Source organism: Vibrio maritimus (genome assembly GCF_021441885.1).
Classification (GTDB): Bacteria; Pseudomonadota; Gammaproteobacteria; order Enterobacterales; family Vibrionaceae; genus Vibrio; species Vibrio maritimus_B.
In genome coordinates, this window is record NZ_CP090438.1 from 2,618,453 (window position 1) to 2,634,764 (window position 16,312).

The 16,312-nt window shown below is 47.4% G+C and carries 16 protein-coding genes; 7 read left to right on the forward strand and 9 right to left on the reverse strand.

Annotated features, from left to right (window positions below; all coding sequences use genetic code 11):
* The first annotated feature begins 12 nt into the window (after positions 1–12).
* The 3 genes from LY387_RS11850 to LY387_RS11860 all read left to right on the forward strand — a co-directional run bounded on the left by LY387_RS11850 (position 13) and on the right by LY387_RS11860 (position 3,559).
* Positions 13–603, forward strand: coding sequence for a TetR/AcrR family transcriptional regulator (locus tag LY387_RS11850; RefSeq protein ID WP_234494267.1), 591 nt, complete (start codon positions 13–15; stop codon positions 601–603).
* A 15-nt stretch (positions 604–618) separates the two neighbouring features.
* Positions 619–2,493, forward strand: a complete 1,875-nt coding sequence (locus LY387_RS11855) for an MFS transporter (RefSeq protein ID WP_234494268.1) — start codon at positions 619–621, stop codon at positions 2,491–2,493.
* Positions 2,494–2,632: 139 nt separating this feature from the next.
* Positions 2,633–3,559 carry a YeiH family protein gene (locus LY387_RS11860; protein ID WP_234494269.1) on the forward strand — a complete coding sequence of 309 codons (927 nt, stop codon included), beginning with the start codon at positions 2,633–2,635 and terminating at the stop codon, positions 3,557–3,559.
* Between the two features lie 10 nt (positions 3,560–3,569).
* Here the strand turns inward: LY387_RS11860 and LY387_RS11865 are convergent, their stop codons facing one another.
* From LY387_RS11865 to LY387_RS11895, 7 genes are all read right to left on the reverse strand, one after another.
* Positions 3,570–3,797 (reverse strand): hypothetical protein, encoded by a 228-nt coding sequence (locus LY387_RS11865; RefSeq protein ID WP_234494270.1) that lies wholly within the window; start codon positions 3,795–3,797, stop codon positions 3,570–3,572.
* A 71-nt stretch (positions 3,798–3,868) separates the two neighbouring features.
* Positions 3,869–5,290: an o-succinylbenzoate--CoA ligase gene (gene menE, locus LY387_RS11870; RefSeq protein WP_234494271.1), complete on the reverse strand. Its 1,422-nt coding sequence runs from the start codon at positions 5,288–5,290 to the stop codon at positions 3,869–3,871.
* Positions 5,290–6,294, reverse strand: coding sequence for an o-succinylbenzoate synthase (gene menC, locus LY387_RS11875; protein WP_234494272.1), 1,005 nt, complete (start codon positions 6,292–6,294; stop codon positions 5,290–5,292). The genes menE and menC overlap by 1 nt, the downstream gene beginning before the upstream one ends.
* 176 nt (positions 6,295–6,470) lie before the next feature.
* Positions 6,471–7,337, reverse strand: a complete 867-nt coding sequence (gene menB, locus LY387_RS11880) for a 1,4-dihydroxy-2-naphthoyl-CoA synthase (RefSeq protein WP_128649945.1) — start codon at positions 7,335–7,337, stop codon at positions 6,471–6,473.
* Between the two features lie 12 nt (positions 7,338–7,349).
* On the reverse strand, positions 7,350–8,189 hold the full coding sequence (gene menH / locus LY387_RS11885; RefSeq protein ID WP_234494273.1) for a 2-succinyl-6-hydroxy-2,4-cyclohexadiene-1-carboxylate synthase: 840 nt from the start codon (positions 8,187–8,189) through the stop codon (positions 7,350–7,352).
* Between the two features lies 1 nt (position 8,190).
* On the reverse strand, positions 8,191–9,894 hold the full coding sequence (gene menD / locus LY387_RS11890; RefSeq protein ID WP_234494274.1) for a 2-succinyl-5-enolpyruvyl-6-hydroxy-3-cyclohexene-1-carboxylic-acid synthase: 1,704 nt from the start codon (positions 9,892–9,894) through the stop codon (positions 8,191–8,193).
* A complete protein-coding gene (locus LY387_RS11895; protein ID WP_234494275.1) occupies positions 9,891–11,198 on the reverse strand; it encodes an isochorismate synthase in 1,308 nt (435 codons plus the stop codon). The genes menD and LY387_RS11895 overlap by 4 nt, the downstream gene beginning before the upstream one ends.
* 228 nt (positions 11,199–11,426) lie before the next feature.
* Here LY387_RS11895 and LY387_RS11900 point away from each other — a divergent pair, with 228 nt between their 5' ends.
* From LY387_RS11900 to LY387_RS11910, 3 genes are all read left to right on the forward strand, one after another.
* Positions 11,427–12,641: a pyridoxal phosphate-dependent aminotransferase gene (locus LY387_RS11900; RefSeq protein WP_234494276.1), complete on the forward strand. Its 1,215-nt coding sequence runs from the start codon at positions 11,427–11,429 to the stop codon at positions 12,639–12,641.
* Between the two features lie 81 nt (positions 12,642–12,722).
* Entirely contained in the window at positions 12,723–13,307 is a 585-nt protein-coding gene (yfbR, locus tag LY387_RS11905) for a 5'-deoxynucleotidase (protein ID WP_234494277.1), read from the forward strand.
* A 15-nt stretch (positions 13,308–13,322) separates the two neighbouring features.
* Positions 13,323–14,675: an anti-phage deoxyguanosine triphosphatase gene (locus tag LY387_RS11910; protein ID WP_234494278.1), complete on the forward strand. Its 1,353-nt coding sequence runs from the start codon at positions 13,323–13,325 to the stop codon at positions 14,673–14,675.
* A gap of 57 nt (positions 14,676–14,732) precedes the next feature.
* Here the strand turns inward: LY387_RS11910 and LY387_RS11915 are convergent, their stop codons facing one another.
* Positions 14,733–15,344, reverse strand: a complete 612-nt coding sequence (locus tag LY387_RS11915; RefSeq protein ID WP_234494279.1) for a tRNA-uridine aminocarboxypropyltransferase — start codon at positions 15,342–15,344, stop codon at positions 14,733–14,735.
* Between LY387_RS11915 and rrtA the strand changes: the two genes are divergently transcribed.
* The gene (rrtA, locus tag LY387_RS11920) at positions 15,343–15,885 is read left to right on the forward strand and encodes a rhombosortase (RefSeq protein WP_234494280.1); all 543 of its coding nucleotides are present in this window, start codon (positions 15,343–15,345) and stop codon (positions 15,883–15,885) included. The two genes, LY387_RS11915 and rrtA, sit on opposite strands and share 2 nt — an antisense overlap.
* 31 nt (positions 15,886–15,916) lie before the next feature.
* On the opposite strand, the gene LY387_RS11925 is transcribed toward rrtA, so the two are convergent.
* Entirely contained in the window at positions 15,917–16,210 is a 294-nt protein-coding gene (locus tag LY387_RS11925; RefSeq protein WP_234494281.1) for a ComEA family DNA-binding protein, read from the reverse strand.
* Positions 16,211–16,312 lie beyond the last annotated feature (102 nt).

Here is a 16,312-nt window from a genome sequence, read left to right on the forward strand (position 1 = left end):
AATCCACCAACCATGGCCCGCAGAAACGATCATACTAGGGAAGAGCTCATAGACCTGACGCTCACAACAGTCAGGGACTACCTAACAGAGAACTCCTACCATTCACTTAGCCTTCGCAAGATTGCTACGATGATCGGCTATGTGCCGAGCACCCTGGTTAATATTTTTGGCAGTTACAATTTACTGTTATTGCACGCTGTTGCTCGTACCCTTGATGAACTTTCTCAAGAAGCAAAAGGCGTTGTTGAGCAAGCGCAAAACACCGAAGAAGCACTGTATGCACTCGCAAGCTGCTATCATGATTTTGCTAAGAAGTATCCGTATCGTTGGCAGCTTATATTCGAACACAACATGAATGGAGATGCGCTGCCAGAATGGCAATCACAGCGAATTGACGGCATGACCGGCATGCTTGAGCACCTTCTCTCTGTTTATCGTCCAGAAAAGTCATCGACCGATGTCATTAAAGCCAGCCGCGTGTTGTGGGCCGGTGTTCATGGTATTACGCTATTAAGCGTGGACGATAAATTCTTCGCGTCCGAGCCCGTTGATGGCAACGAGCTCATCAAAGACCTCATCTCAAACTATTTAAAAAGCTGGTAACCAAAAGGAAAGGTAATGCCCAACACCAAAACCGCGTCTTTGCTCTCTGAAAGGCGCTTTATGCCCTACTTTGTTACCCAGTTTTTCGGCGCATTCAACGACAACATTTTTAAAAACGTACTACTTTTGTTTGTTGCGTTTGCTGGCCCGCAAGTTCTGCCTATCTCAAGCAACTTGTTTATCAACCTCGCCGCAGGTTTGTTTATTCTCCCGTTTTTCCTATTTTCTGCATCAGCTGGGGTTCTGGCCGATAAATACGAAAAGTCGTGGTTTATTCGCAAAGTAAAACTCGCTGAGATCGGCATCATGTGCCTGGGCGCAATTGGCTTTGTCACTGAAAGCTATGGCATTTTGCTGCTACTCCTATTTTTGATGGGAACCCAGTCCGCTTTCTTCGGTCCAGTTAAGTACGCTCTACTCCCTCAGCAGCTAAAACCCAATGAGCTATTGTCTGGTAATGCTCTAGTAGAAACCGGTACCTTTCTCGCTATCTTACTCGGTACCTTAGGTGCGGGGATAATTGCTTCAGCTGAACATGCCAAATACGTAGCAGCAGGAAGCGTGATCTTGTTTGCTATCGCGGGTTATATTTCTAGCCGCTCGATTCCAGAAGCGCCTGCAGCCGATCCTGAATTGAAGTTTCGCTGGCAGCCAGTAAAACAAACCAAGCAAACCCTTAAGATAGCGCACCAAGATCGGGTGGTGTTCCAGAGCATTATGGCAATCAGCTGGTTTTGGTTTCTGGGCGCGGCTTACCTAACCCAGTTCCCGAACTTTACCAAGATCCATTTGATGGGTAATGAAGCTGCGGTTTCTTTCCTCCTGGCTCTCTTCTCTGTCGGTATCGCGCTCGGCTCTATGCTGTGTGACAAAATGTCGAAAAACCGCATTGATGTCGGCATCGTACCTATTGGCAGCATCGGCATTACTATTTTTGGCGCGCTTATGGCTTTCTCCGTGCCAGAAGCGCTTCCGCAATTTGAGTCGTTTAGCGAGTTTATTTCCTACTCCGCGCTTTGGCCTGTATTTGGTTACCTTCTCGCATTAGGTGCTTCGGGCGGTTTGTTTATTGTTCCTCTGTATGCCTTGATGCAGCAAGAAGCGAAACCAAACGAACGTGCTCGAGTCATTGCTGCGCTTAACATATACAACTCACTGTTTATGGTAGGCAGTGCCGTGCTGGGCATTGTCGGACTATCGATACTTGAACTCACCATCGTTGAGTTGTTCTTAGTACTCTCTGCACTTAACTTCTTGATGGCGACCTATCTATTCTTGCAAGCACCTATCTTTGTGGTTCGCTTCCTGATCTGGATTTTGACTACCATCATGTACCGCATCTCGCATAAGAACTTGCATCACCTGCCTGAAAAAGGCGGCGCATTGATCGTGTGTAATCATGTAAGTTACATGGATGCGTTGGTTATGAGTGCAGCAAGCCCGCGCTTGATTCGCTTTGTTATGGAAGAAGATTACGCCAACTTTAAGCCTGTTCGTCGCTTCCTCAAGCGCGCTGGTGTCATTCCTATTTCAGCCAAGCGCAAAGGCTCTATTCGTCGCGCATTTGGCGAGATTGAACAAGCGCTTGCTGAAGGCGAAATCGTCTGCATCTTCCCTGAAGGACGTCTCACAGCAGATGGTGAAATGAATGAATTTATGCGCGGCATTGATCTTGTGCTTAAGCGTTCACCGGTACCTGTTATCCCAATGGCACTAAAAGGGCTCTGGGGTAGCTACTTCAGTCGCCACAAAGGCCGTGCTTGTAAAGGTTTCCCTACTCGATTTAGAGCAAAACTCGAGCTCGAAGCAGGCGATCCAGTTCAGCCAGAAAACGCCACCAGTCAAGCGATGTTTGATAAAGTCGCCCAACTTCGCGGTGATTATCGCTAAGACTCGCTTTCATTTTAACGGGCGTTAAGAAAAACTAAACGCCCGTTAAATTTAACTGTGTTTTACTGACCCTTGTCCCTCGATACAATCCACAACTAAGCTGGTCTTAGCTCTCAATGTCTTTTTAGTAAGGTACTTAATGTTATCCCTTGTGCGTTCTTATCCTCTGTTCTTCCTTGCGTTAATTGCGTGCCTCACGCCGTGGATAAGCTCACCTTTGGCATTGATTCTAGGTTTTCTACTCACCACGTTCAGCCTAGTGCCACACACACTGCCTATCGCTAAGTACACAAAAAAACTACTCGCATACTCCATTGTGGGTCTGGGTTTTGGCATACATTTAGATCAGGCAATGAAGGCAACAAGCGATGGTATCGGCATCATCATAGCCACCATCATTGGTACCTTAGTCATCGGCTGGTTTCTTGCTAAAAGAATGGGATTGGACAAACATACGGGTTATCTGATTTCATCAGGCACGGCTATTTGTGGTGGCAGCGCAATTGCTGCAGTCGCACCGGCCATAGATGCAGACGATGAAAAGATCGCTATCGCACTGGCGACCGTGTTCGTTCTCAATTCTGTCGCGCTCTTTGTTTTCCCAGTGATTGGACACGCTTTAGCGCTCGATCAGCACACTTTTGGGACTTGGGCAGCAATCGCTATCCATGACACGTCTTCTGTGGTTGGTGCGGCGTCCGCCTACGGTGAGGAAGCGCTCACAACGGCAACCACGCTCAAGCTTGCTCGCGCACTATGGATTATTCCTGTCGCGTTAGTTAGCGCACTGCTGTTTAGAAGCAAGAGCAAAAAGATCACCATTCCCTACTTCATTCTTTTCTACTGTGTTGCGATCTTAGTAAGTGATTACTTACCGCAGTTCGAGGTTGCTTATCAAAGCATTTTTGCAGTGTCTAAAAAGTTACTGGTGGTGTGTTTGTTCTTGATTGGTAGCAGTATTTCAATTGAGAGGTTAAAACAGGCTGGTAGCAAACCTATGCTGTTTGGTGTGACGCTTTGGTTGCTGATTTCAGTATCATCACTTAGCTGGTTATTGATGGCTTAAAGCCGTCGCGTTAAGGATCGCAATGCTCTATTTGTCGGTTGTTATTAGGCTGTGGGTTGTTATTGGGCTGTAGTTTCTTACTAGGCGACACCGAATCAGCGTTGGCTTTCTTATAGTTAAGGTATAGTGACACCGTCAAAACAAACGCCGTCAATTCGGCTAATGCTTGTATCAGTCCATCGGACGTCAACGCTAACCCTATTTGCAATCCAATTGCGACAATTAAAAGCTTATTCATTCCCTACGCTCACTCAACTCTAGTGGGGTTATTATGGTGAGCGCTGGCAGGAATGAAAATTCCGATTTGGACTATGAAATAACAATAAAATCCGATTGAGCAGACCTTAACCAGGTCTTCACTGCTTTTCTGGAGACCTTAATCCCCGATGAAAGCAGATGTTCCGGCATCTGAACATAGCCAATTGGATGCTTGAACTTAGGTAAGTGAGGTCGCAAAATGTCATTCATTGCGGCCACCGTTGGTAAACTGTCAGACTGAACTACAGCAATACATCGAGTTCCAAACTCCGTGTCCTCCACGGGAACAACGATGCTTTGGGAAATATCACTCAATTGATTGAGCGCTGCTTCCACCTCCTCACAGTGAACATTTTCGCCACCAGAGATAAACAGGTTATCAGCACGCCCAACCACAACGAGCTCGCCTTGCTCATTCCAACGTCCCAAGTCCTTAGTATCAAACCATCCATCCACTAACTCTAGTTGGCGAAGCGCTCCTTGGACGTAATAGCTCGCGGCTAAGGTATCCCCTGCCACATAGATACGCTCACTCTCAACCTTAATCGCACGTCTTGGCAGCAAATAGCCTGAAGATGGATGACTATCGACTCGTTTTGCCGTCACCGTCGAAGCGGTCTCTGTCATGCCGTATCCCATCCACGCTTCGATGCCTTGCAATTGCGCTTGTTTAATCAGTTCGTGCGGGATGTGACTGCCTCCAAGCAGCACACGCTTTAATCTGGTAACCCAACCATTATCGACGATACGCTTTAGTTGAGTAGACACCAATGAAGCGTGCGTCACCTTAGCAATATCACTAGCAAAGTCGCCTGACGCTATACACAGCCCACCACCAGTGACGAGCCAGCGCCAAACGATGGCTAACCCCGAAACATGAAACATAGGCAGGCTGAGCAGCCAGGTATCACTACTCGAATATTGGAACTTCTCCAATAGCCCCTCTGCTGAGGCGACATGGTGATTAGCTGAATGTACAACCGCTTTAGGCTGGCCTGTCGAGCCGGACGTAAAGACGATCGACGCGATCGGTGAACCAGCTGGAAGATCTTTGACTGACTCTTGTGAGGAGCTTTGCTGCGCTTCACCTCTGTCAATGTTATGCAGCGAGTATTCATCGGCTTTTGAATAGCCGTCCATTCCCCCCCAAACACAGGCACTTTCTGTCGGCGGATACAGAGTGTCAAACTTAGCGGTTAGCTGCTCCAGCGGTTGATTGGCAACAAGTGCAGGCACGGCTCCATGCTGCAAGCAAGCAAGGTATCTTAGGACTAGGCTAAGTTCTGAACGTCCAGAAAGGCAGACTACCTTACCCACGTGGACATTTTGATATCGAAGTGTCGACACCAGTCCATCGATTCGTTTTGCAAGCTCGAGCCAAGTAATGGATTCAGTAGCGGTGGTAATGGCAATCTTATTGGGCGCATACCGCGCCCACTTCTCGCAGAGATTCACAAGGGTCGTGTTAGACATTAAGCCGTCGCATGCCCATGAGATTGCCAATATAAAGTTTGCTCAGACAAGGTTTTGACTGGCAATAAACATCCCGGCCAAGGCGTTTCAAGTTGAGCACCAAACAATTGCATGGTATCTAGACCGGGCGTTTCATCCGGCACTTGCCAATGTGACAGCCGAGCCAATTGACCCAACCCAACGCTCGACTCAAGACTTGAACTAATCACAACTTTGATGGCATGGCTGTTGGCTTCTTCGATCAAACGAATACACTTTTGCACACTACCAACCAAGGTTGGTTTGATGATCAGAGCTTTCACTCCAGTCAGATGTTTTACGGAAAAATCAGGCTCACGTACGGCTGCCTGAAGGGTTTCATCCCAAGCAATGGCGATACCCGTATCAATGGCGAAGGAAACACTGTCTCCGGGGCTCTGGCAAGGCTCTTCAATGAACGCGATACGCTGCCTTAGAGACGGTGATATGTACTTGGCGAACTGCTTGGCTTTATCCAAAGTCCAAGCTCGATTGGCATCAAGCCTTAGGGTTAGATCTGGAATCGACTCTAGGAACAGGCTAACAATCATACCGTCACGAATCGCTTCGTACAAGCCGACTTTGATCTTAGCGACTTTCTTGCCTTGCATGTTGTTGAGAATTGGAATGAGCTCGTCAGGATCGCCGCTGCATAGCGGCGCAGCACGATAGTTACCTTCGCTAGGTAGGCTGCCTTCGAGTTCCAACAATGCAGCAGACAGACCGAACGCAACTGACGGTACACACTGTTCGATATTGATCTGTTGCTGATTGACCCATAGCTCGAGCTGCTCTTGAGCTTGCACGCCAGCGGTTTCTAATGATTCTTGACTAAATCCAGGAAGAGGCGCGATTTCTCCCAACGCCGTTTTGCCGCTGTCGCAAAGCTCGACAATCCAGCCCTCTCGGTTGGTAAGTTTTTGATCGCGAAGAATAACACCACTGTCCATAGGCAGACTGTAGCGGTAGAGTTTTGCTTGTCTCATGTTTGTTTCCCACTTCATAAGAAGTTATCACCACCACAGACCTAAATGTGTGGCAGTGAACAATACACCGTATTTAGGCTCGATTTTGCATTAAGAGTTCCAAACAATTGTTGCTCAAAAATGTTGCAAAATGTCACCTTGGTTTGCAGCACAATGAGAGTGCTGCAAGCCCTTAATTACGGGTTTCTTGGGAACTTATCGAAGTCTGGGCGACGCTTCTCATTGAAAGCATTACGACCCTCTTGACCCTCTTCGGTCATATAGAACATCATGGTCGCATTACCCGCCAACTCCTGAAGACCTGCTTGGCCATCACAGTCTGCGTTGAGCGCAGCTTTCAGGCAGCGCAGCGCCATAGGGCTGTGTTGCAGCACTTCACGACACCAACGCACTGTCTCTTTTTCTAGGTCCTCGAGAGGCACAACTGTGTTGACGAGCCCCATATCGACAGCTTCTTGCGCATCATAGAAACGGCATAAGAACCAAATTTCACGAGCTTTCTTCTGACCTACAATGCGAGCCATATACGACGCGCCCCAGCCGCCATCAAACGAGCCTACTTTAGGGCCAGTTTGACCAAACTGAGCATTCTCTGCTGCGATAGTTAGATCGCACATCATGTGCAGAACGTGACCGCCACCAACAGCCCAACCCGCTACGGATGCAATCACAGGCTTAGGGCAGGTACGGATTTGACGTTGGAAGTCCAAAACATTGAGGTGGTGAGTACCTGAATCATCTTGGTAACCGCCGTAGTCACCACGAACGCTTTGATCACCACCGGAGCAGAACGCCTTCTCACCAAGACCAGTAAGAATGATAACGCCAACGCCTTCGTCATAGCGTGCATCTGCCAACGCCTTAATCATTTCATTGACAGTTCTTGGCGTAAACGCATTGTGTACTTGCGGGCGAGCGATCGTGATTTTTGCAATGCCATCTTTAGATTTGTGATATTTGATTTCTTCAAAATCACCCGTTACATCGGCCCAATCTACGGGTGCGTAAAGCTCTTCTTCTGTTAATCCAACGGTTTTAGCCATGATCTATTCCAATTATTTTATTAAGCCTAAGCTCTTTTGTTCTAGATAGTTACGCAGCTTTGAAGCAAAAGCTTCAGGCTGCTCTTTATGTACATTATGGCCCGCATTGGCAATCACCTCGGTTTGGAGATTGCTCTCTTTTGCAAGCTCAGTAAATTTGTGGTCAAGCGCCCCGCAGATATACAGCGGGACTCTGCCTTGCTCAAACGACAAGGCCTGCACTTGAGGTAGCAAGTAAGGCTGTTTGGCTAGGGAGGTTGCTAGCAGCATGTCACTTAATGCACTCCCAAGGTTAACACTACGCTTGGCAATCAAAAGTTGTCTTTGCTCATGGTTTAGTGAGGAAAATACCGGCTGTCGATACCAGTCGGTCAAAACTGCTGCAATCTCTTCATCTCGAAAGCGCTCAGCCCATTGACTATCGTTATCGAGGCGAGCTGAGCGAAGACTCTCTGTTTCTAGACCAAAATTACCACCCTCAATGACTAATCCATTAATCTTTAACGAGTTAAAGTCATCAGCCTTCGAGTGACAATCGGTCACTAGGTACATCGCCAAACGTGCACCCAGCGAATAACCGACCAAACATACCGACACTGTAGTGCCAAGTTTCTGTGCTTCAATACAGTTTAGTATTGTCGCACGAATCATTTTGCAAACTTGGTCAAAACTTTCACCTTTGATGGCACAACTTTTCCCATGCCCTGGAAGGTCAATCATCAAGCGAGAGTAATCAGGAAGCGCTTTAGATACGTCTAACCAGTCATCTCCAGCTCCCAGAAAACCATGTATAAACACCAGAAGTTGCGTGCTTTCTTCAGACTTCGCTGGGGAAAAATGACTTGCGAGCATGTTACTGCGCCACCGATTGGCTCAGCTCACGTATAAGAGTGCTCACTTCGTGAGGATCTGTGGTTACTTCTAACAAAAGCGCACCAACGCCCTGTTCAAGGTGGGTAGACAAAGCTTGGCTAAGTTCAGTTGAAGACGCTGGCGCCGCATATTGCAATCCAAACTGCTTTGCGGCGTGTTCAAATCGATAGCCATGAGGCATTTGATAGCACTGCTTTTTGTGCTCTGCGGGTGCCGGCAAAATGTCAAATATCGCACCACCATCATTGTTGGTTACCACAATGACCGATGGCGTACTAACATTCGAAAACAGGGCGAGCGAATTCAGATCGTAAAGAAGTGATGTGTCACCGATATAAAGCACTAATGGGCCTTGAATACCACGCTGAACCCCAGCCGCCGTTGCGACAAGGCCATCAATACCGGAAGCGCCTCGATTAGTAAACGTCTCAATCGATGGAACACCTGTCACCATATCCACCAGCCTAACGATCAGACTGTTGCCGATAAACAATGCGGTATCTTGCGGTAATTGCTCTATTGTTCTCGCGACATCAAACTCTGTTATGTGAGGTCTTTGAGGTACGTTCTCCAATACGCAATGAGATGCCAAAGAAAGCCTATCCGCCCACCCTTTGTGGCTACTATTGGAAATCACACTCGACGCAGACTCTAACCAGCTTTGGATATCCGCATGAATAAAGTTCACCCTCAAATGACTCGGATTCAGCCTATCGAGATAAGGCAACACAACCAAGTAATCGCATCGCTCCGACACTTGCCTATCCACCCAAGCCAAAAGTCGCTTCGATACTAACCTAGACCCAAATTGAACGATCAAGTCAGTTTCGCTCAGTTTTTGGCTAAGCTTTACGTTCTGAAGCCACATATCGTAGCGCTGCCATTTATCATGAGTACCTGACTGCGGGTCGAACAACACTGGCCATCCCAACAGCACGCCCAACGCTTTGGCTTTTTCAGCCTCCGCCAAGGTGACATTGCCGACTATAATGGTTCCTTTGTGTAAACCAAGATTAAGCGCCGTTATGTCTTCCACATCGACTCTGCTAGGTAACGGTTCTGAATAGGTTACGTAACACTGTTCACTATTCAACCAGGCATCAATTGCCGATAAATAGTCATTAAACGCTGATTTGTCCTCTCCGCCATACAAAGGCTCAGGGAAGGGACAATTAATATGAATGCTCGAGCCTTTCTGCTTTTGCTCAGCGAACGCGTGATCCACGGAGGTCAAAAGCCATGAAAGAGGGACTTGCGTACTTGGGGAAGGTAAATTAAGCGCATGAGTAACATGCTGAGAAAAGATCCCCGATTGCTCGATAGCTTGATTGGCGCCACAGCCAACCAGCTCAACGGGTCTATCTGACGTAAGCAGAACCAGCGGCTCTTTGGTGAGTTTTGATTCCGCGACCGCTGGCAACAAGTTCGCCACAGCGGTTCCCGAAGTCACAATAACCGCAACCGGAGTGTGAGTCGATTTGGCTAGCCCCAGCGCTAAAAAACCTAAACCTCTCTCGTCAAAATGAGTATGCACAGTCATATCAGGATGAGCGACTGCTTCAAGCGTGAGCGGCGTAGAGCGTGAACCTGGCGCAATGCAGATGTGCCTTACACCTTGTCGATAACATTCTTCTATTAAAACTTGAGTCCAAACCCGATTCAAAGCCGCCTGGTTGAGACTCATGATGCGACCCCTAGCGATGGATTGTCTGAAATAAGGCTCAATAAAGTAGACATCTTTTTATCGAGCTCTTGCCATTCATGAGCCGCAACGGACCCCGGAACAATGCCTGCGCCCGCAAAAAGCTGAACTTCATCTTTCATCAGCAGCGCACTGCGAATCGCGACGCAAAACTCAGCTTTTTCATGACTCAAATAGCCGACGGAACCGGCATACCAACCACGTGCAAAGGGTTCATTCTCTTGGATATAAGCCAGTGCTTCGCTGCGCGGCAAGCCCGCTACCGCAGCCGTTGGTTGCAAAGCTTGCAGCAGTTGAACCGCATTGATGCCCTTACTAAGCTGAGCGACAATATTACGCTTAAGATGCTGCACTTTACGAAGACGAACTAGGCGCAGCTCTTTCTCTAGATGCACCTCACTCGAATGTGGAGCAAGGCTCTGCAAGATGTCATCAACCACGTATTGGTTTTCATTGATGTTCTTAACATCTTGGGTCAACCAATTGGCAAGCTCCATATCTTGCGCGGCATTGTCGCCACGACCGATGGTCCCCGCTAGCGCTTCAGTCTCAAGTTGCTGGCCAACACGGCGATATAAGCGCTCTGGTGTGGAACCTACAAATGCAAGTTCCTTTGATAACGCCATGAGAAAGTGAAAGCTATGGTGGTTTTCACGATAACTCGCTTTGAGAAGCTGTGCCGGTGAAATAGGGTCTTTGATGTCAATCGTGGTTTTGCGCGCTAACACCACTTTCTTGAATCTGTCCTCTTCAATCCCCGTTAACACATCATCGACCAGCTCATGCCACTGCTGCTCGTTTGGCGTATGTGTCATGCCAACAATAGAGGTTGCCAGGGGTGGCAGCTCTGTCACGTCCGCTATCAATTGCTTGAGCGCACCGATCGCCTTGTCGACGCTCATACTGATGTTGACCGCGATGCGCCAAGAGGCGTCAAAACGGATTAACTCGACTTGAGGAAGAAAGAAGAAAGCCGACATACAGCGCCTGTTTTTATCGGTGTGCCCATCAAATGAGCGACCACCCCAAACACGTTGGTTGTCCGCGAGAATGGCGTAGGCAGGAGACGCTTCTGAGAAAGTGTGCAACTGACCAAGCGCAACGACCTCTTCACGCGTATCACGTGACTGCCAATAGAACTTTGGAAAGTGAGGTTGAGCTTCTAGCCAATCAATGCAATGAAATTTCGGATGACCCTGTATTTCTTGCTCAATGCGCTTGCAACCTTGTGGTGCCTTTTCGAGCTTGCTGATAAGCTGAGCGATAGCCGTTGTTAACTGAGACAAATCAACCTCATAACCTTAAAATTTGTTTCTATATACACGAAATACTCTATTTCTACCAAACGCATAGATCAAGCAACAAGCCGTTTTATTGCTCGCAATGTTAACCTGCTCAGTACAACCCTATTCATACCGTCTCTTTATTTTCCACTTTTAGCAGATTTATATTCTTTCAAATGCCAATTTGGTGTAATTTAGTAAAGAAATTATCGAATTTTTAGGAATATAACAATGAAAAATATCGGGATGTCGTCAAAACTCGATAATGTCTGCTACGACATTAGGGGACCTGTACTCAAACATGCTAAACGCATGGAGGAAGAGGGACATAAAATACTGAAACTCAATATCGGTAATCCCGCCCCATTTGGTTTTGACGCCCCTGATGAAATTTTAGTCGATGTCATCAGAAACCTACCGACTTCTCAAGGTTATTGCGATTCCAAAGGTATATACTCCGCTCGAAAAGCGGTAGTTCAACATTACCAACGCAAAGGCATTCGTAGTTTAGACGTCGAAGATGTTTACATCGGTAATGGTGTATCTGAGCTTATTGTAATGGCGATGCAAGCACTGTTAAACAACGGGGATGAAATGTTAGTTCCCGCTCCTGATTATCCACTTTGGACGGCAGCGGTATCCTTGTCTGGCGGTAACCCGGTTCACTACCTGTGTGATGAAGAAGCGGATTGGTATCCAGACCTGGATGACATCAAGAAGAAAATCACACCAAAAACACGCGGTATTGTACTCATCAACCCGAACAATCCAACAGGAGCAGTCTACAGTCGTGACTTCCTGCTCGAAGTGATTGAGATTGCTCGCCAACATAAGCTGATCATTTTTGCCGATGAGATCTACGATAAGGTTCTCTACGATGGCGCGACGCACACCTCTGTCGCGACCTTGACGGAAGATGTGCTGGTTGTGACCTTTAATGGTCTTTCGAAATCGTACCGTGTGTGTGGGTTCCGCGGCGGTTGGATGTTCATGACTGGCCCTAAAGAGTACGCAACGGGCTATATTGCAGGTCTAGAGATGCTTGCTTCAATGCGTTTGTGCGCCAATGTGCCGATGCAGCATGCCATTCAAACGGCACTTGGTGGTTATCAGAGTATTAATGAACTCATTTTACCTGGCGGTCGCCTACTTGAGCAGCGTGATAAGGCTTATGACCTAATCACACAGATACCGGGAATTTCATGTGTGAAGCCTAAAGGGGCGATGTACCTGTTCCCGAAAATTGATACCAAGATGTACAACATCAAGGATGACCAAAAAATGGTGCTCGATTTCCTTAAACAGGAAAAAGTACTGTTGGTTCAGGGGACTGGCTTCAACTGGCCGAAGCCGGATCACTTCAGAATCGTCACACTTCCTCATGTGGAAGATCTTGAAATGGCCATCGGTCGATTTGAAAAATTCCTGTCTACCTATAGCCAGTAACTCTTTCATATTTCAGCCATTAAGCCTATTCTTAATACGCGCCAAACTGTCACTCTGGCGCGTATTAAGGGGATTCGCTGTATGAAAGAAAGTCATTTTTTCGCTCACCTTGCTCGCATGAAGCTGATCCAGCGTTGGCCACTTATGCGCTCTGTCTCTACTGAAAACATCTCAGAACATAGCCTCCAAGTTGCCTTCGTCGCCCATGCACTAGCCATCATCAAAAATAAGAAATTTGGCGGCAATACCAATCCAGAGCGTATCGCAATCTTAGCCATGTATCATGACACCAGTGAAGTATTGACTGGAGACCTCCCTACTCCGGTTAAGTACTACAACCCCGAAATAGCGAAAGAATACAAAAAGATAGAAGCGGCAGCCGAGCAAAAGTTGTTATCGCTTCTCCCAGAGGAGTTTCAAGAAGACTTTCGACCTTTCCTGATTTCAGATGCCGCATACGAAGAGGATACTCAGATCGTCAAACAGGCGGATTCTATCTGTGCCTACCTTAAGTGCCTTGAAGAGCTGAGCGCGGGTAACCACGAATACGCGTTAGCAAAAAAGCGTTTGGACCAGACCCTGCAGGAGAGAAAAACGCCAGAAATGGATTACTTTCTGAATACGTTTGCTCCTAGCTTTGAATTATCGTTGGATGAAATCAGCTAGTATTCAGGAGAAAGCATGAATCACAAAAATCCCCTGCTAAGTGCAGCCACTCTTGAGCAACTGGATGTCTGGCAAGCAAGACACAGTGATGAACACAAGCTGAGAAGAAACGATCACCGTGATCCATTCCAGCGTGATAGGGCGAGAATACTCCATTCAGCCGCGTTTCGTCGCCTGCAGGCTAAAACCCAGGTCCATGGCACTGGGGTGAATGACTTTCATCGAACTCGACTTACCCACTCACTTGAAGCGGCTCAAATTGGCTCAGGAATTGTGGCGCAGTTACGACAAAAACAGCCCGAGTTCGATGCATTATTGCCCTGTGATGCTCTGATTGAAGCGCTCTGTTTAGCGCATGACATCGGTCACCCTCCCTATGGGCACGGTGGTGAAGTCGCGCTTAATTACATGATGCGCGAATACGGTGGCTTTGAGGGCAATGCACAAACATTCCGAATCGTCACTCAACTCGAACCTTATACTGAATCACACGGGATGAACTTGACCAGGAGAACCTTGTTAGGCCTGTTGAAGTACCCCGCCCCGCTTAGCCGCACTTGCTCTGACAAACTGCCTCAACCGGTTGCCCATCAGCGTCAGCTTAAAGCCAAAGACTGGTCGCCAGCCAAAGGCATCTACGACAAAGATGACGCTCAATTCGATTGGGTACTGCAACCTTTAACGCCATCCGATAAAGCGCTGTTTCAAACCATGCGCCCCGGAAAAACATCGCCAAATGGCCACCGCAAGACACAGTTTAAGTCTCTTGATTGTTCGATCATGGAGCTTGCTGATGACATCGCCTATGGTGTGCACGATCTTGAAGATGCCATTGTGCTTGAGCTCGTCAATAAAGAGCGTTGGCAACTGAGTGCTGCAGAGGCATTAAAGAAACTAGAGCCCAACTGGTTAACCGAGAACATCGACTCCATTTCTGAACTGCTGTTTTCTGGTAAGCACTATGAACGTAAAGATGCCATTGGCGGCATTGTAAACGCACTATTGACCAGCATTGAAGTAAGAGCTGTCGTTAACAATCAATTCGAGAGCCCGCTGCTTGCCTACAACGCCTACCTTGAGGAAGGCATGGCCGCGGTGCTTGACGTTCTGAAACAGTTCGTCAGCGATTATGTGATTCAGGTACCACGGGTACAAATATTCGAGTACAAAGGCCAGCAAATCATAATGGATTTGTTTGAGGCATTCAGCGCTGACCCAGAACGACTATTACCGGAGTCGACGTGTAACTTATGGAAAAAAGCGTGCGGTCAACACGATGATGGTATGCGCGTTATCGCCGATTATGTCTCGGCAATGACAGATGGTTATGCTCAAAAGATGCATCAACAGTTGTTTGCTGCAAGCTAGTTTTCTATCGCCTTATTTCTTATCGCGATGTTTTTGAGCGCGCTGTTTTTGAACACGCTATTTTTGAACACAATAGTTTCGTTCGAAAACGCCTTCTGGCATGTTTTTGATTTGAAAGCCAATCATCTCGTTAAATGCATTAACAAGGGGTGTAAAGTCAATGTTGGGCTCGATCGTTTCAAGTAAGTGAAACCCAGCTTCTACGGTCGATAGCGCATTGCTCGACGGTGCTTTGCGAATACGGTAATCACCAATAAGATCATCGGCCAACTTTACCAAAGGCAATGAATGTAGGTTGGTAGACAGCTTCCACATTTTAAATGCCTTTTTCCATGTACCGTCCAGTAATATCACTCTAAGAGGCTTGCTCTCACTATCATCAGTTAGAGTCTCTGCCGGCAGTGCTCCTTCACCGGGGTAAAGCACAACGGTACGATAATCTTTGTCATCAATTAAGGCATTTAACTCAGTGTGTTGACTGAAATCCTCACCAACAAATAAAGAGGCATTGCCAAGGGACAGAGACAGAATTCGAGCAGTGCCCAAGGGGCGTTTTTCTTCGCTAGTATGCTGCAAAATGATCAATTGTGTGTCACAGTGGATGGGCTCTATCCACTGACATATACACGCCCGCTTTGCTTTGAGGCATTTTGGACAATAACGAGACATGGACAATTCTTTCGTCATAAGGCTATCGCTGTTTAGTTTTCTCTGCGCTTTGCTTCAACTGCCCACGCTTCAAGAGTGGGTTGAATGGAATAAACTAGCCATCTATTCAGGCCAGTGGTGGCGGATAGTAACAGGAAACTTCTCCCACACCAACTTAGCACACCTTGCAATGAACCTAGCCGGTCTTTGGGTTATTTGCTACCTGTTTCGTCCTAGATGGCGCACTCTCGTCGCCGTCGTTTTAGCCAGTGCGACTATCATAGGTACAGGACTGTTGATGACGTCTTTAGGTCAATATCTTGGCCTGTCCGGTGTATTGCATGCCGTCTTCGCCTTCTGGGCGTTGAAAGAAGCCTTAGAAGGACGGCGGTCCAGTTGGTTACTCGTCATAGGTGGAGTTGCTAAGGTAGGTTGGGAGTCGATTTATGGCGCCTCCGTCGCCACAGCAGCACTAATAGAAGCCAATGTGGCAACCCAAGCACATGCCATTGGATTGATGGCAGGCTTGGGTCTTGCACTATATTACCACTATCGTAGATGAGGTGTATCTCAGATATAGCGAACTGAAGCCGCTATAGAATAATACGGTCGCGATTCTTCTCGACCGTCGCAGCACCAATACCTTTCACCTGAGTGAGATCGTCGGCAGACTTGAACTTACCGTTGGCTTCTCGATAATCCACTATCTTTTGTGCCTTATCGATTCCAACCCCTTTGAGAAGCTCTGCAAGCTCTTCTGGCTCCGCTTGGTTGATATTCACAGTTATCTCTATACCTTCTAATTTACCTCCTTCAGAGGCCCAAAGAGAGCCTATAGGAGCAACAAGTAAAGCGATAGCAAGCCAGATTGACGTAATTAGTTTCATGATAATCCCTATTTGTTTGGTGTTCGAGTGAGCCAAGTTAAGGGATAAGTGCGAGAGAGGAAGTCATTGGAGCAGAAACTATAACGGACTGCAGAGGCAGTC

Excerpts from the sequence above, each read along its gene's own strand:
- menD (WP_234494274.1), bottom strand. The coding sequence starts at position 9,894 with ATGAGTCTCAACCAGGCGGCTTTGAATCGGGTTTGGACTCAAGTTTTA.
- menE (WP_234494271.1), bottom strand. The coding sequence starts at position 5,290 with ATGTCTAACACGACCCTTGTGAATCTCTGCGAGAAGTGGGCGCGGTAT.
- LY387_RS11865 (WP_234494270.1), bottom strand. The coding sequence starts at position 3,797 with ATGAATAAGCTTTTAATTGTCGCAATTGGATTGCAAATAGGGTTAGCG.
- LY387_RS11855 (WP_234494268.1), top strand. The coding sequence starts at position 619 with ATGCCCAACACCAAAACCGCGTCTTTGCTCTCTGAAAGGCGCTTTATG.
- menC (WP_234494272.1), bottom strand. The coding sequence starts at position 6,294 with ATGAGACAAGCAAAACTCTACCGCTACAGTCTGCCTATGGACAGTGGT.
- LY387_RS11915 (WP_234494279.1), bottom strand. The coding sequence starts at position 15,344 with ATGTCTCGTTATTGTCCAAAATGCCTCAAAGCAAAGCGGGCGTGTATA.
- LY387_RS11860 (WP_234494269.1), top strand. The coding sequence starts at position 2,633 with ATGTTATCCCTTGTGCGTTCTTATCCTCTGTTCTTCCTTGCGTTAATT.
- yfbR (WP_234494277.1), top strand. The coding sequence starts at position 12,723 with ATGAAAGAAAGTCATTTTTTCGCTCACCTTGCTCGCATGAAGCTGATC.
- LY387_RS11900 (WP_234494276.1), top strand. The coding sequence starts at position 11,427 with ATGAAAAATATCGGGATGTCGTCAAAACTCGATAATGTCTGCTACGAC.
- LY387_RS11925 (WP_234494281.1), bottom strand. The coding sequence starts at position 16,210 with ATGAAACTAATTACGTCAATCTGGCTTGCTATCGCTTTACTTGTTGCT.
- rrtA (WP_234494280.1), top strand. The coding sequence starts at position 15,343 with ATGGACAATTCTTTCGTCATAAGGCTATCGCTGTTTAGTTTTCTCTGC.
- menH (WP_234494273.1), bottom strand. The coding sequence starts at position 8,189 with ATGCTCGCAAGTCATTTTTCCCCAGCGAAGTCTGAAGAAAGCACGCAA.
- menB (WP_128649945.1), bottom strand. The coding sequence starts at position 7,337 with ATGGCTAAAACCGTTGGATTAACAGAAGAAGAGCTTTACGCACCCGTA.
- LY387_RS11910 (WP_234494278.1), top strand. The coding sequence starts at position 13,323 with ATGAATCACAAAAATCCCCTGCTAAGTGCAGCCACTCTTGAGCAACTG.
- LY387_RS11850 (WP_234494267.1), top strand. The coding sequence starts at position 13 with ATGGCCCGCAGAAACGATCATACTAGGGAAGAGCTCATAGACCTGACG.